Genomic DNA, 15089 nt, shown 5'->3' with positions numbered 1-15089 from the left:
AAAATCTTGAACGCACTCAGTGATAGAAGGGTTCCCTAAGACTAGAATGAATATCAAGAAAATCGATTCAAGGCCATACTTGCTACCGTCTTACCAATGGATAAGGAGGAGGTCGCCGCTGGACTTGGTGCATTCAAAATATTAATGATTTTGGCATCTTCAATGATAGAAAAATCATCCAATAATCCACCATTACGGTCGCAGGCTTGAGCACGCACTCCTGCTCCTCCTTCCACTAAATCTTGCTCCTGAATTTCTGGAATTAGGACTTGTAGTGCTTTGGTGAAAGCCTCCTTAGAAAAGCTTCTGTACATCTCGCCCAAACCCGTTTCCCAATATTTAGTAGCTACTTTTTGGAATCCTGGCCATGTCAGCGTATTCCATAATTCCTTGAAATCCACACCCAATTTCTTGTACCCCTCTTTTTTGAATGCCAATACGGCATTAGGGCCTGCCTCCACGCCCCCACGCATCATGCGAGTAAAGTGAACGCCCAAGAATGGGAAATTAGGATCTGGAACTGGATAAATTAAGTTTTTAACTAAATACTCTTTTTCTTTTCTCAACTTAAAATATTCCCCTCTAAATGGCACAATGCGCACATCCAATGGCTCTCTTTGGGATAATTGTGCCACTTCATCTGAATATAAACCAGCACAATTAATCACCAATTTGGTTTCATATACCCCTTTAACAGTTTCTACAATCGAGTAACTAATACCTTTGGTGATTCCAATCACTCGCTCGTTCAAGTGAATTTGACATCCAGCCTGTTGAATTTTCTCCGCTAATTTAGCTGCTACCACTCGGTAGTCCACAATACCTGTTTGTGGCACCCACATTCCCTCCACTCCCGTCACATAGGGCTCATATTCTTGCATCTCTGGTAACGAAAGCTTTTTTAAGCCCTCCAGACCATTTTGCTGCCCCCTGATATATAAATTGTCTAACTGAGCTCTTTGTTCATGAGTGCTTGCCACCACAATTTTACCTGTCAATTCGTATGGAATAGCTTCCTTCTCACAAAATTCAATCAATTGATGATAACCTTCGATGCAATTTTTGGCTTTTAAAGAACCTGGTTTATAGTATAATCCTGAGTGAATAACTCCAGAATTATTTCCCGTTTGATGCAGGGAAACCATATTTTCTTTTTCGAAAAGGGCTATTTGCAAATCAGGTTTCGCTTCCAATAATCGCTGAGCTGTAGCTAAACCTACAATGCCTCCACCAACAATAATTACATCTAATGCCATGAATGTCCGATTGTTTAAAAATGTCACAAATATACGGAATGAGGAGGTGGAATTATCAATTTATTATCACTTGTCTGATAATAAATATCAAAGATAAAGCCCGATTTTTTATAACTTCGCTTACTTGGGAATTAACTTTAGGCTAAGGATTAACCCTTACATTAACCCTTGGTTAGGCATTAGTTAGCTCTTAGTTAGCCCGTAGTTAGCCCATAGATTTGACAACTTTTAAAAAGTTGTCAAATCTAAAGGTCGAAGGGGCTAAAGACATAACCCCAAAAGTAACAACTGGTAAAAGCGAACATTTCAAAACCACCACAGATATTGAATCCACAAATAGCTCATTTGTACCAAATAACCCAAAAACCATCCAGGTTGATTCTAGGACTCATGTCTGGTACCTCCTTAGATGGTTTAGATCTGGCACTTTGCCGGTTTAGTGGATATGGCTTACAAACCCAAATTGATTTACTTCAACATCAAACTATCCCCTATCCCGAGGAATTCAAACAATCCATCCGAGAAGTATTTGCCAAGGACAACATTCACTTTCCAAGTTTATCTACTTTGAACACTCAAATAGGACGTTTGCATGCTCAATATATTTTGGATAGTTTACAACACTGGGGGGTAAAACCAGCTGATGTAGATGCCATAGCATCGCACGGACAAACCGTTATGCATCGCCCCATTCGATCGGGAAAATTGCCCCATTCCACCATGCAAATCGGAGATGGCGATCATATAGCTCATCTGACGGGAATTATAACCTTATCCGATTTCCGTCAAAAACACGTGGCAGGCGGAGGTGAAGGCGCTCCTTTGGCCGTTTATGGAGATTATTTTTTGTTTTCAAAAAAGGGAGAACATCGGATTTTACTGAACATAGGCGGTATTGGTAATTTTACGTATTTGTCGGCCAGTCAGGAACCTAAAGATATTTTAGTCACCGATACTGGCCCAGGAAACACCTTATTGGATGCCTTTGTTCGGCAACATTTTCCTGGATTTCAATATGATAAAGATGCCCGTTTGGCTCGACAAGGGATATTGCATATCCCACTTTTGGACTCCCTATTGAATTTACCTTTCTTTCAGGAGCCATTCCCCAAAAGCACTGGACCTGAATATTTTAATCTCGAGCTTTTGCAACAAGTCATGAAAGAAAATAATTACTCATTGACTCCTGTAGATACCCTACGAACCTTGACCGAACTGACAGCTCAATGCATTAGTTTGGCCATGCAAACATACATTCCGAATCAGAAAGAAAACCATTTTAAACTCATTGTGAGTGGTGGAGGTAGTCGAAATCCCTTACTAATGGAAAGGCTTGCCAAAATAAATCCAAACATGACTGTTAGCCAAAGTGATAGCTTGGGTATAGCTTCCGAAGCAAAAGAAGCGGTATTATTTGCCTTATTGGCCAACGAAACCTTGATGGACAAACATGTTTCCTCTGAGAGACGTTTAGGGGATTCTCCCTGGTTAAGTTTAGGAAAAATTAGCCTACCGAACTAAATTTGTCTATGAAATGGAAAATAGAGGACGCTATCCTTTTCGAAAACAGCGATTTTTTTGTCATCAATAAACCGTCAGGGATATCCACTTTAGATGAGCGCAAAGACACTTTTGCTCCCAATATTTTACGATTGGCCAAAGCCTATTCTGACGATGCCCAGGTAGGCCATCGACTGGATAAAGAAACCTCTGGGGCCTTGGTGATTGCCAAACATCCGGAGGCTTACAGACATATCTCCATGCAATTTGAGCATCGAGAAACAGCTAAGCGCTACCACGCGGTGGTAGAAGGAATGCACGATTGGGATGGTATGCTGGTCAATTTGCCCATTTTACCCTTGAAGGATGGTATCGTGGTGATCGACAGAGCAAAAGGAAAACATGCGGAAACTTGGTTTCAAACATTACAAGTATTTAAGCATTTCACATTGGTAGAATGCATGCCCATTACTGGAAGAATGCACCAAATCCGCATTCACTTGGCTTGTTTAAAAGCTCCTATTGTAGCGGATGCCTTGTATGGCGGACAAGATATATACTTATCAGACCTAAAGAAAAAGTTTAACCTAAAAAAAGAAACAGAAGAGCTACCCCTGATTCGTCGCGTGGCCTTACATGCACATAGTTTAAGTTTCAATTTATTAGATGGAAGTCCTATCACGGTGGAGGCACCCTACCCGAAAGATTTTGCCGTGCTTGTCAAACAGTTAGAGAAGTTTTCGTAATTTTGACCCTTTGGCTCCGTAGTTCAATGGATAGAATGTAGGTTTCCGGTACCTAAGATGCAGGTTCGATTCCTGCCGGGGCTACAACATGACGATGGTCAGCTTCAAGGGACATTTCAAGAAGAGATGTCCTTTTTTATTGGGGTGAAAATGGAATTTATGCAGCAGAACTTCCAATAGGATTCCATTTTATGAATGCTTGGCATCATGTAGGTTTCCGGTACCCAAGATGCTGCTGGGGTCGCGTTCGACTCGATTCCTGCCGGGGCTACAAAATAACGAATCAGTCAAATAAGAGGACATTTCTTGTAGAGATATCCCTTTTTATTGGGGGTGAGCTGATTTCAATACAATCATTTTTCATGAAAAGCAGCAACAGCAACTTACTTTCATTTAAAAACATCTTTTAATATTTATTTAAATTACTTTTAGATTATATATTTATTCAATCCTACTTCAAGGTTTTGAAAATCAACCTATTTTACTCTTCTGTTATACCTCAAAATGAAAAACGCAAATCGAAGAGATTTTATCAAAAAAGCCTCTATCCTTAGTTTACAGGCAGGAATAATCTCCAAATCCAATTTTTTAATACTTTCCAAAAATTCCAATAAGCCTGTAATATTAGGTGGAGAAAAGACGATTTTACCCAACCAGTGGGTCAAATGGCCCATTTGGGATTCAGAAAATGATGAAAAAATCCTGTTGGATGTCATGCGAAGTGGAGTTTGGTCTAGAGCCAAAACAGTTAGTCTATTTGAAGAAAAATGGGCTAATTTAATTGGATCCAAACGTTGTCTGACCGTGGTCAATGGAACCAATGCGCTCATTATTGCCCTGAATCAATCCAAAATTCAAGCAGGTGATGAAGTCATAGTTACACCCTACACTTTCATCGCCACCATACAAGCGATTTTGGCCAATGGAGCCATACCCATTTTCGTAGATGTTGACCCTACGACCTTCCAAATGGACCCTACTAAAATAGAAGCCAAAATTAGTCAAAGGACCAAAGCCATCATGCCTGTGCATATTTTGGGACTTCCCTGCGATATGCCACGCATCATGGAAGTGGCCAAAAAACATCAATTAATTGTCATCGAAGACGCTTGTCAGGCACCCTTGGCTGCTATCAATCATCAACACGTGGGAACCTTCGGGAAAGCAGGCTGTTTCAGCTTTCAAAACTCCAAAAATATTGCCATCGGTGAAGGTGGGGCCATTATCAGCAACGATGAAGCCTTCATGGATGCTTGTTATTCCTTTCATAATCTAGGTTTACCCTATGGAATAGCCACAGGCTCTATTAGTGCAGGAAGTCAAATACAAGGCAATAAATTAAGGTTTTCTGAATATCAAGCTGCCATTGGTTTGGCTCAACTGAGTCGACTGGAAGAACAAACAGCCAAAAGAAATGAAAATGCTAACTACCTGACTTCCCTTTTAAAATCGATTGATGGCATACACACCGTCCGCCTTTACCCAGACGTAACTCGGGCGGCCTACCATTTATACCCTTTCCGATATGATCCCAATGCATTCAAAGGCCTCAGCAGAGCACAATTTTTACAAGCCTTAGATGCGGAAGGAGTACCCTGCTCTGGCGGATATACTTCCTTAAATACCCAGCCATTTTTGAAACAAACCTTTGAATCTAGCAATTTCAAAAAAATGTATTCTTCCAATGAGCTGAATTATACTAGCTACATGGAAAATAACCAATGCCCTTTGAACAATCAATTGTGCAATGAGGCCGTTTGGTTTACTCAAAATTTACTACTTGGTACGAAAAATGACATGGAATTAATCGATCAAGCCATCCAAAGAATTCATGCCCATGCGGACCAAATTAAGAAAAAGCTAAAATGAACCAAGCAAATCCTACCTTAATAGCCCAACGATTTGATTCAGGCTTCCATGATGCCCACGATACTTACAATGCCCTTTCATTAGCTAGCGATGGTCGAATCTATTACGTATTGTCATCTGACAAATTTGATGTGGCTGGTCAAATGTTTCGCTTTGACCCCACCACCGAAGAGATTAAGTTTTTGGGAGACTTAAATGTGATTTGTGGAGAATCAAGTCAAAAAAGTATTGCCCAAGGAAAAAGCCATGTACTCTTCTACGAATACAAAAACAAACTTTACTTTTCTACACATGTTGGATATTATCAATTGATTGATGGAATGGATCGCTTGCCTCAACAAGCGCCTGGTGGATTTGATTTATATCCCGGCGGACACATCCTTTCGTATGATTTAACAGAGGAAACATTTGAGGATTTAACTACCATCCCCCATGGTGAAGGGGTGGTCACCATGGTCATGGATACCAGTAGAGGAAATATTTTTGGTATAACATGGCCCACTGGCCATTTTTTCTGTTACGAAGTAAACAAGAAAAAACTAAGCTATTTACCCAACATATCGGGAAACGGTGAGGCAGGAACTCCAGGCGATGATTTCAGGTCCTTATGTAGGTCACTATTTGTCGACCAGGATACAGGTTTTTGTTATTTTACGAACATTGAAGGGGATATTTTCTGTGTTAATCCCTCAGAAATGAAAATTACTCCTTTAACAAACGTTCATATGCGCTTGGATTATTTCGGAAAATTTGAGGCACAGTGGCCAGGAACCATGGGGTACCATTGGCGACAAATATTTTGGTATGCTCCAGAAAAGTTAGCCTATGGTGTGCATGGCAATTCTGGTTACTTATTCAAGTTTGATCCCAAAGTGCAAAGCATAGAATTGATCGATCGAATCACCTCCCTTCCCTCTAAAAAGTCAGGCTTTTTTGACCAATTCAGTTATGGATATTTAGGGTTTACCTTGGGCCCTGATGGAAAAACTATTTATTATTTAACTGGTGGACCCATCTATGAAAATGGCAAAAGAATAGAAGGAGAAAGATCCATCGCTAAAGGAGCTGCCAAAGGATTAGAAAACTTACATCTAGTCACCTTCGATATTTCCACCCTCAGCTATAAAGACCATGGAGCCATATTTTATGATAATGGGGACAGACCGCTTTATGTAAATTCCATAGCATTAGACCTCAACGGAAATGTCTATACCCTCGCTAGAATCCAAAGAAATGGAAAAACAATCACCGATTTAATCAAGATCAGAATACAATCATGATAATTAGACATTTATTGCTCATCTTTTGGGCCACGATTGGCACCTGCTTTTCTCAGTCAAGTTTTCAAGTGGGGATTGCTAAAATCAACATAACCCCCAAATCACCGGCATTTTTGACTGGTTATGCCAATCGTGATAAGCCTGCAGAAGGTGTGGTGCATGATTTATGGGCGAAGGCGATAGTCGTGACAAACAAGAAAGAAAAAGTTATCATTGTCACCACAGATTTATTGGGCCTATCCCATCAGGTGTCCACAGAGGTGGCTCAGAAAATACAAGAAAAGCTTGGAATTGAACGCCGCCAATTGATGTTTAATTCCTCCCATACCCATTCGGGACCCATGATTTGGCCATCCTTAAGCGTCATTGCAAATTACAGTTACGAAGAACAAAAAATTGTATCGGAATATACTCAGGTTTTAATTGATAAATTAGTGGAGGTGATTAGCCATGCTTATGCCCAACAAGTACCTATGCAGGTTGCAATAGGTAAAACCTCGGCTAACTTTGCCATCAATCGAAGGGCTTTAGCCGCCAGGAAAAATGGCATATTATTGGCTGACCCCATTGACCACGAGGTTCCTGTACTTACTTGCAAAAATGCTTCAGGGGAAATAAAGGCAGTATTATTTGGTTATGCTTGCCACAATACCACTGTAACAGGAAATAATTATTTGATCAATGGAGACTATGCGGGTTTTGCCCAAATTGATATAGAGAAACAAATACCAAATGCTACTGCATTTTTCATATTAGGATGTGCAGGTGATCAAAATCCTGAACCTCGGGGAACCGTGGAACTGGCACAACAACATGGTAATACCTTAGCCAAACAAGTCATCCATTTAGCTTTTTCAGGTGAAATGAAGTCAATAAGTAATGATATCCAATCTGATTTTACCACTATCAACTTGCGATTCAAAAAAGTGCGGGCAGCAGACTATCAAAAAGACTTACAAAGCACAGATAAATTCATTCAAAGAAGAGCCAAATTAATGCTGGAAGCCTATAATAAAGGTTGGAATACAGATCATTACAACTACCCTGTTCAAGGAATTCGCTTAGGTAGGGAATTCAGAATCATTGCTCTGGGAGGTGAAGTCGTGGTCGATTATTCCTTACGAACCAAAGAAGATTTTCCGAATAAAAACATTTTTGTGGCAGGCTATAGCAATGAAGTCATGTGTTACATTCCCTCAGAAAGGGTATTGAAAGAAGGTGGATATGAGGCCGAATCCAGCATGATCTACTACGGCATGCCAGGTCCATTTGAAACAGGAATAGAAGAAAAAATTATGAAAGCTATTCATCAGATAGTTAAAAATATTAACTGATCAAATGGAACATAAATAATAACCATAAGAACTAAAATCGATTTTTATGAGTAAATGTCATTGTAGCTAACTCATCAAATCTTCGTTTCTTAGCAATCAGAAGAAAAATATTCATTTGATTCATCAATAATTAATATTAAAATATTTTATGTATATCATTATAAATATAAATAAAAAAATATGATTTTGATTACTGAATTTTGTGTCATCAAATTTTAAATCAAATCAATATGACTAAAATTACAGTAGCAAAAGGTGACGGAATTGGTCCAGAAATCATGGATGCCACACTAGAAATCATTCTAGCCGCAGGAGCCCAAATTGAAATTGATGAAATTGAAGTCGGCGAAAAAGTATACCTAGCCGGTAACACCTCGGGAATTGCACCCGAATCATGGGAAACCATTCGAAAGAACAAAATTTTTCTAAAAGCCCCTATTACTACTCCCCAAGGTGGGGGATATAAAAGCCTCAATGTAACCACTCGTAAATTCCTTGGTCTTTACGCCAATGTAAGACCCTGCATGAGTCTTCACCCCTTCGTAAAAACGAAGCATCCTATCATGGATGTTGTGATTGTAAGAGAAAATGAGGAAGATTTATATGCAGGTATTGAACATCAACAAACTGATGAAGTGGTTCAATGCTTGAAGCTGATCAGTCGCCCAGGCTGTGAGAAAATTGTCAGATATGCTTTCGAATATGCGAAGCAACAAAATAGAAAAAAAGTAACCTGCTTCACAAAGGACAATATAATGAAGCAGACGGACGGATTGTTTCATCAGGTCTTTGATGAAATTGCCAAAGATTATCCAGAAATCGAAAATGAGCACTGGATCATTGATATCGGTGCCGCTAAAATGGCCGATACTCCTGAGGCATTTGATGTCATTGTGATGCCCAATTTATATGGTGATGTACTTAGCGATGTTGCTGCTCAAATTACAGGATCCGTGGGTATGGCAGGATCAGCTAACATTGGAGAGACTTGTGCCATGTTTGAAGCCATTCATGGATCGGCTCCAAGAAGAGCTGGACAAAACTTAGCCAATCCCTCAGGTTTACTACAAGGCGCCATCATGATGTTAAACCACATTGGGCAAACGGATATTGCTGAAAAAGTGCAAAATGCCTGGTTGAAAACATTGGAAGAGGGTATTCATACCTACGACATCTACAATGAAAATACCAGCAAGCAGAAAGTAGGTACTAAAGAGTTTGCTCAGGCGGTAATTAAGAACTTGGGTAAAAAACCTGACCAATTGAAAGCTGTTTCTTATGCTCACAATTCTGCACTACAGTTACCAAGCTATAAGAGAAAACCTGCCGCTGAAAAAACCTTGGAAGGAGTTGACTTATTTATACACTGGGAAGGAAGCTCGGCTGATACACTAGCAGCCCAAATTAAACAAATAGAAAACCAAGGAGTTCAACTGAGTATGATTACCAATAGGGGAATCAAGGTTTGGCCAGATGGATTCCCTGAAACCTTCTGCACGGATCATTGGAGATGCCGCTTTAAGCCTAATTCAGCTAGTTCTTTCAGCAAAAAAGACATCATTGAATTATTGCAAAAAGCTACGGAAAGTCAAATTGATGTCATTAAAACGGAAAACTTATACTCCTTTAATGGTAAAGCAGCCTATTCCTTAGGACAAGGCCAATAAATAGCTTTTGATTTGTAAATTTGAATCTTCAGAGCTTTCCTAAATTACAAATAGTCTAGTTCTTGAGGTGAAATTCTGGAACTAGACTATTAATTTTTGTTCGCATACAGTTGAATCTAATATGATTAGTCAAGATATAAATCAAGCCAAGCAATTATTGGAAGAAATGGAATTAATTGCGATACCTACCGAAACTGTTTATGGATTAGCAGGAAATGCTTGGGAAGAGGAAGCCATCAAAAAAATATTTGAACTAAAAAAAAGACCTTTGAAAAACCCCTTGATAGTTCATATCTCCTCACTAGATAAACTAGATCAGGTGGCATATGATATTCCACAGGCGGCCTATCAATTGGCGAAAAGATTTTGGCCAGGCCCTTTGACATTAGTGTTAAAAAAACTTCCACATATTTCAAACCTAATCACTGCAGGTAAAGATACCGTGGCAGTTCGTGTACCTAATCACCCTCTTACCCTATCCTTACTAAATCAATTGGATTTTCCTTTAGTGGCTCCCAGTGCCAATCCCTTCGGATCTATAAGTCCTACTAGCTCACCGCATGTAGAAAAATATTTCAAGAATGATTTACCGCTAATTCTTGAAGGTGGCGAATGCGAAAAGGGCATAGAATCTACCATTGTGGGATTTGATGAAGAATCCCGAGCGATCATCTACCGCCTAGGCTCATTATCCATGGAGGAGATAGAATCCTGTATAGGTAAGGTTAACCTGCTCAACCATAATGACCAAAATCCGGAAGCACCCGGCATGCTTTCCAAACATTACTCTCCCAAAACCCCATTGATTGTAAGTGAAGACATGGAGAATTCGCTTCTATCCTTTCACGAAAAAGCCATTGGCCTATTACTATTCAAGAAAGCTAATAAAAACAACCCAAACCTTATTCAAGAAATCCTCTCTCCCACTGGTAATTTATCAGAGGCCGCTAAAAATTTATACGCAGCCATGCATCGTTTAGACCAAAAAGGGCTTTCATTAATCATAGCTGAAAAATTACCAAATGAAGGCATAGGGATCGTCCTAAATGATCGCTTAGCAAGAGCCTCAAAATTTGAATAATTAGACCATTTACGTAGAATATGGCCTAAAATAACTTTGAAAGTGGCTATCGGCATATCAAAATTAAACTAGCTAGTCGGCCTTCCCCTACCACCAATGTTACTCGATTGCCTTTACGCAGGTCTGTCTCGTGAATCACACCTCTGGGGCTGTTAATGATAGTTTTTTCATTAATATGAATTAGTTCTATAACTCCATCTTTTCTCTGAATTAAGAATTGATGTTTAGTTGGATCCAATTTGATAATACATCCCTTACCCCCAGTTACTCCACATAAATCATCATTGGTAGATACATAATTACGGCTTGCATCATTAGTTTCTATTTGAGTCATTGGCTCAAAACCAATCGGCAGGGGCCACCTAAAATTTGAGGCGATTAAGTAATAAACAAGGAGGACAGAAATGCTCAAAATAGAGAAACTCAGGAAACGATCCCAATGAATATTTGAAGGCAAAATTTTCCAAAATTCATGCCCTAGCCAAACCCCCAATCCATTTAAAATTACGTCATCAATTTCAAATATTCCTATGTGACCTATCGCTTGTAAACTCTCAATGCATAAGCTTAAGCTACATGCTATCACAACTACTTGCTTACGACTAATTGATGAAATTAGCAGGCTGGACAAAAAGCCGATTGGAACTAAAATAAAAATATTACCTAAAATATTTATTCCACTTATTAACCAGCCCTTTTCGCCACTCAAGTACAATCTAATCGTTTTAAATGGCATAAAATTGGCAGGCCCGTCATGAGTTCCTCCAAAGTTTAGCTTCAAATGTCCTATCCGAATTAATGATACATCTTTCATGACTAAAACTTGCATAAGAAAGGCCAAATAAAAGAAAATCAGTATGGCTGAAATAATCCGCAGTTTCATTTCTTGGGGAATTAAAAACAAGAATAGATCGAAATTAAACTATTTCATTGACAGACATTGCTCAAGCGAATTCTTTCCTAAATTCTTTAACTTCTTTTAACAATAGAATATTATTCAGCTAAGAATTTTCTCTCGTTAATCAATTGTATAGGTATAATGCTAAACAAAAAATCCTCTGACGATTAGGTCAAAGGATTTTTAAATCTCTGTGTACTAAATATTTCTACTCTTTAGCTCTCTTTCTTCTAAAGACTTTGAAATAACTTGCAATATTAGCATATAGAGTGCCAATTGCCCGAATTTAAGTTGTTCAGATTAAGTGATTATGAACAAAATATTGGGAGCCACTTAATAATTAGAGTACTTTTTAAATGAGCTCTTTCAAATTATTTGTAATTTTAAAATCAATAAATTGCTAAAAATAAAGCATCAAAAAGCTGATTTTTAGTAAGGTTTAAACTACCTGGTTCTATAATTAATAAGTAAAAACTCTACGGATTAAAGGTCGTAGGGTGATGGTGTATATTAATTTGAACATATTGGATAATTTAACCTTTTTAGTCATTACGCTTGTCATATCGACCATTGGTTTGGTGGTCGGTCTGTTACTTTTATTTGGCCAATCCGTTTCTTCATTTAGTTCTAAGATTTTGTCAGGATTAATACTAAGTTTAGTTATTACTGCACTTGGCAATATCATTCCACTGACCCAATTTTATATCAATTATCCAGAATATTACCGAATCCATGCTTGGGCTCCATTCTGCATGGGTCCTTTTGCTTATTTATATGTAAAATCCATTTTGCATCAGTCTTACAGGTTTCAAAAGAGGGACGCTTTCCTCATTATTCCATTAGTGATATATGTTTTGAATCGAATACCTTTCTATCTATTGAGTTATGAGAAAAAATTAAATTTTGTCAAACAGACTTTAATTGATAATCGACTTTATGTCTTAGAGCCTGATGGATGGTTTCCCGCAGGCTGGATGGCCATTTTCAGAATCAGTACTTTATTGTTTTTCTTAATTAGCGCAATTTTTCTCTTGCTTTCCTGGAGAAAAAAAATCCTAAATGCAAAAATCATTATCAAAAGGAATATTCAAATTTATCTTTTCTTGTGGGTGATTATTTTGTTTTTACTGATTGGCACTTTAGTCGTATATTCCTTCATCATTTCACAAATTCGTTCCGGTAATACCAGTAGTCAATCAGGGATATTGGTGGGCGAAGTAACCATTGCTACTTTATTAATTGAGATATTATTGATAAGTGTCTATTTACTGGCTCAACCAAAAATATTGTATGGAATGATTGGCTGGATTCAAATTATAGAACCTGTTCTATCATTGAATGATTCCTCAGATTCTGAGGATTTTGAAAATATGGATTACATCAGTGTATACCAAGGAAGGAATATTCTTAGTAGTATAAATAAACATTTTCAGAAAAAGCATCCTTATTTAAAAGTTGGTTATACTATTACCGATTTATCGAATGAAGTTAAAATACCTGTATACCTGATTTCACCTTTAATCAATCAGGAATTCGGAAAAAACTTCAATGAATTTATAAACGATGCTCGAATCAGTTATTTGAAGACATTTAAAATGAAGGACCCCAATTTTGAAAAATATTCCATAGAGCACATTGGAAATATGATTGGTTTTTCATCCAGAACATCCTTCATAGCAGCCGTAAAAAAAAGAACAGGAATGGTTCCAAAAGAATATTTGGCAAGTATTTAAAAGGGCAGTCCATTCCAAATGTCATGAATCACAAGGTAATCCGACACTCATTAGCAGACCACAAAGCATTTATTTCAAACTTGTTAAGATTTCTTCCATCTCCCTTTGAATTAACTTCAATTCCATCTCACTCATCACAAAATCATGGTCTACATCTAGAAATTTAAATTGAATAAAATCAGATAAGACATATCGATCTCTCACTTCTTTTCCACCATAAGGATCTCTTAGGCCTTGAAATATCAACATAGGTATTTGAATCTTTGCCAGGTGTATCGTTCTAAAATCCGCATCACCCTCTTCCGGATGTTTAAATGGATATCCTAAGCAAATGATTTGATCTACAGGCAACTGATTTGCGATCTTGCTGATGACCAAAGATCCTGCCGAACGAGTTAATACGACCAAACGAGAAACATGAGGTTGGATTGTTTCAATAAATCGGTTAACCACGCGAGTTCTAAATTCCAAAGCTGATATTTGCCCTGTAAGGTAGCAGATAAAGTCCCTCCACTGGCCTTGTCGAAAAAGTACGTACATAGCTCTAAATATGGGAAGCAAAAAGTATTTACCAGGGAAAGGTTTTGTTCCAACAACCTTTTGATAGGAAAAACGGATTCGATCCATTGGATCAAAAATAATCTCAAATCCACTTAGCTCTAGATTCGTTAACAATTCCTGATACAGCAAACTATCCCGATCCAAGGCCTCCCTCCCCAATACGAGGAGGTATTTTTTCTTTTTCATCTACTTAAGTATTCCGTTATTGGACGGAATTTTTATTCAAGTGCTTTGCCACTAATTGGGCTATATCCTGCGAAAACTGCTTGACAATATTCCATTTGGCATAAGGGCGGTAAAAGCATAAACTAACTTCCCGACTTATATCCCCTCCCTCCATGGTCAATATTTGAGATTGACGGTATTCATTCAGATGTCGCAAATATAGGGCTGGAAGTAAGGTCATTCCTTGAAATTCATCCACTAGATTTATTAAAGTATCAAAGGTATTTGATTCAAAAATCAAATTCGCAGGTAAATGTTTACTTTTTTTCAAATCACACCATTCTATAATCTGGTCTCGCAAGCAATGTCCCTCCTGAAGTAAGAATATTCGCTGCTTGGATAATTCCTCCATTCGAATAGACTTATTTCCATTTTCCAGGTATCCGTACACGTGTAATGGTTCCTCATACAACAAGGTTGTTTCCAAATCACCTGTAGCAATGGGTGTACTCAAAATCCCCAAATCAAGTTTACCCTCCCTTAAGTTTTTCATCAATTGACTGGTAGTCACCTCATAGATCTCCAAAACCAATTGCGGATATTTCTCCAAAATAGGCTTCAAAATGATTGGCATCAAAGAATTAGCTACCGTAGGAATAATGCCTAATTTCACCCGTCCCTCTATCTTATTTTGAATAGATTTGGAAGAGGCCAAAAGTGCATGTGCATGCGCTACTACTTGTTGAGCTTGAATAAGAATCTCCCGACCATTTTCAGTCACTACTATGGGATTAGCTTTCCTATCAAAGATGACAATGTCTAACTGTTCCTCCAATTTCTTCACCATAGCACTCAAAGTAGCCTGCGTCACATGACAATAGTCGGCCGCTTTGCTAAAACTTTTAAACTGGTCAACAGCCAAAATATACTCCAATTGATGAATATTCATTGATATAGATTTTATCTATGACAAATATAGAAAATTTCAGTTTTATCTAT

At 38.2% G+C, this 15089-nt stretch carries 12 protein-coding genes and 1 tRNA gene; 9 read left to right on the top strand and 4 right to left on the bottom strand.

Going from position 1 to position 15089, the window contains the following annotated elements; genetic code table 11:
• Window positions 1-53: 53 nt before the first annotated feature.
• Window positions 54-1256, bottom strand: coding sequence for an L-2-hydroxyglutarate oxidase (lhgO, locus tag ESB04_RS06160; protein WP_129026852.1), 1203 nt, complete (start codon window positions 1254-1256; stop codon window positions 54-56).
• Window positions 1257-1580: 324 nt separating this feature from the next.
• Between lhgO and ESB04_RS06155 the strand changes: the two genes are divergently transcribed.
• The 8 genes from ESB04_RS06155 (at window position 1581) to ESB04_RS06120 (ending at window position 10733) form a co-directional block, all read left to right on the top strand.
• Window positions 1581-2777 carry an anhydro-N-acetylmuramic acid kinase gene (locus ESB04_RS06155; RefSeq protein ID WP_129026851.1) on the top strand — a complete coding sequence of 399 codons (1197 nt, stop codon included), beginning with the start codon at window positions 1581-1583 and terminating at the stop codon, window positions 2775-2777.
• Between the two features lie 8 nt (window positions 2778-2785).
• A complete protein-coding gene (locus ESB04_RS06150; RefSeq protein WP_129026850.1) occupies window positions 2786-3502 on the top strand; it encodes an RluA family pseudouridine synthase in 717 nt (238 codons plus the stop codon).
• A gap of 12 nt (window positions 3503-3514) precedes the next feature.
• Window positions 3515-3586, top strand: a tRNA-Arg gene (locus ESB04_RS06145).
• Between the two features lie 420 nt (window positions 3587-4006).
• The gene (locus ESB04_RS06140; RefSeq protein WP_129026849.1) at window positions 4007-5371 is read left to right on the top strand and encodes a DegT/DnrJ/EryC1/StrS family aminotransferase; all 1365 of its coding nucleotides are present in this window, start codon (window positions 4007-4009) and stop codon (window positions 5369-5371) included.
• On the top strand, window positions 5368-6651 hold the full coding sequence (locus ESB04_RS06135) for a hypothetical protein (RefSeq protein WP_129026848.1): 1284 nt from the start codon (window positions 5368-5370) through the stop codon (window positions 6649-6651). Before ESB04_RS06140 ends, ESB04_RS06135 begins: the two co-directional genes overlap by 4 nt.
• On the top strand, window positions 6648-7985 hold the full coding sequence (locus ESB04_RS06130) for a neutral/alkaline non-lysosomal ceramidase N-terminal domain-containing protein (RefSeq protein ID WP_129026847.1): 1338 nt from the start codon (window positions 6648-6650) through the stop codon (window positions 7983-7985). Before ESB04_RS06135 ends, ESB04_RS06130 begins: the two co-directional genes overlap by 4 nt.
• A 230-nt stretch (window positions 7986-8215) precedes the next feature.
• Window positions 8216-9652: an NADP-dependent isocitrate dehydrogenase gene (locus ESB04_RS06125; RefSeq protein ID WP_129026846.1), complete on the top strand. Its 1437-nt coding sequence runs from the start codon at window positions 8216-8218 to the stop codon at window positions 9650-9652.
• 121 nt (window positions 9653-9773) lie between these two features.
• On the top strand, window positions 9774-10733 hold the full coding sequence (locus ESB04_RS06120; protein ID WP_129026845.1) for an L-threonylcarbamoyladenylate synthase: 960 nt from the start codon (window positions 9774-9776) through the stop codon (window positions 10731-10733).
• Between the two features lie 46 nt (window positions 10734-10779).
• Here ESB04_RS06120 and ESB04_RS06115 read toward each other — a convergent pair whose 3' ends face one another.
• Entirely contained in the window at window positions 10780-11616 is an 837-nt protein-coding gene (locus ESB04_RS06115; protein WP_129026844.1) for a VanZ family protein, read from the bottom strand.
• Between the two features lie 515 nt (window positions 11617-12131).
• Here ESB04_RS06115 and ESB04_RS06110 point away from each other — a divergent pair.
• A complete protein-coding gene (locus ESB04_RS06110) occupies window positions 12132-13364 on the top strand; it encodes a helix-turn-helix domain-containing protein (protein ID WP_129026843.1) in 1233 nt (410 codons plus the stop codon).
• Window positions 13365-13433: 69 nt separating this feature from the next.
• On the opposite strand, the gene ESB04_RS06105 is transcribed toward ESB04_RS06110, so the two are convergent.
• Both ESB04_RS06105 and ESB04_RS06100 read right to left on the bottom strand, forming a co-directional pair.
• Window positions 13434-14111 carry an alpha/beta family hydrolase gene (locus ESB04_RS06105; protein ID WP_129026842.1) on the bottom strand — a complete coding sequence of 226 codons (678 nt, stop codon included), beginning with the start codon at window positions 14109-14111 and terminating at the stop codon, window positions 13434-13436.
• Between the two features lie 16 nt (window positions 14112-14127).
• Entirely contained in the window at window positions 14128-15039 is a 912-nt protein-coding gene (locus tag ESB04_RS06100) for a hydrogen peroxide-inducible genes activator (protein WP_129026841.1), read from the bottom strand.
• Window positions 15040-15089 lie beyond the last annotated feature (50 nt).

It is taken from the genome of Aquirufa rosea, assembly GCF_004118285.1.
Classification (GTDB): domain Bacteria; phylum Bacteroidota; class Bacteroidia; order Cytophagales; family Spirosomataceae; genus Aquirufa; species Aquirufa rosea.
This window is presented reverse-complemented; position numbering and strand designations above follow the sequence as displayed.

Coding starts and splice junctions, on each gene's coding strand:
- lhgO (WP_129026852.1), bottom strand. CDS start 1,256: ATGGCATTAGATGTAATTATTGTTGGTGGAGGCATTGTAGGTTTAGCT.
- ESB04_RS06150 (WP_129026850.1), top strand. CDS start 2,786: ATGAAATGGAAAATAGAGGACGCTATCCTTTTCGAAAACAGCGATTTT.
- ESB04_RS06140 (WP_129026849.1), top strand. CDS start 4,007: ATGAAAAACGCAAATCGAAGAGATTTTATCAAAAAAGCCTCTATCCTT.
- ESB04_RS06135 (WP_129026848.1), top strand. CDS start 5,368: ATGAACCAAGCAAATCCTACCTTAATAGCCCAACGATTTGATTCAGGC.
- ESB04_RS06130 (WP_129026847.1), top strand. CDS start 6,648: ATGATAATTAGACATTTATTGCTCATCTTTTGGGCCACGATTGGCACC.
- ESB04_RS06125 (WP_129026846.1), top strand. CDS start 8,216: ATGACTAAAATTACAGTAGCAAAAGGTGACGGAATTGGTCCAGAAATC.
- ESB04_RS06120 (WP_129026845.1), top strand. CDS start 9,774: ATGATTAGTCAAGATATAAATCAAGCCAAGCAATTATTGGAAGAAATG.
- ESB04_RS06115 (WP_129026844.1), bottom strand. CDS start 11,616: ATGAAACTGCGGATTATTTCAGCCATACTGATTTTCTTTTATTTGGCC.
- ESB04_RS06110 (WP_129026843.1), top strand. CDS start 12,132: ATGGTGTATATTAATTTGAACATATTGGATAATTTAACCTTTTTAGTC.
- ESB04_RS06105 (WP_129026842.1), bottom strand. CDS start 14,111: ATGAAAAAGAAAAAATACCTCCTCGTATTGGGGAGGGAGGCCTTGGAT.
- ESB04_RS06100 (WP_129026841.1), bottom strand. CDS start 15,039: ATGAATATTCATCAATTGGAGTATATTTTGGCTGTTGACCAGTTTAAA.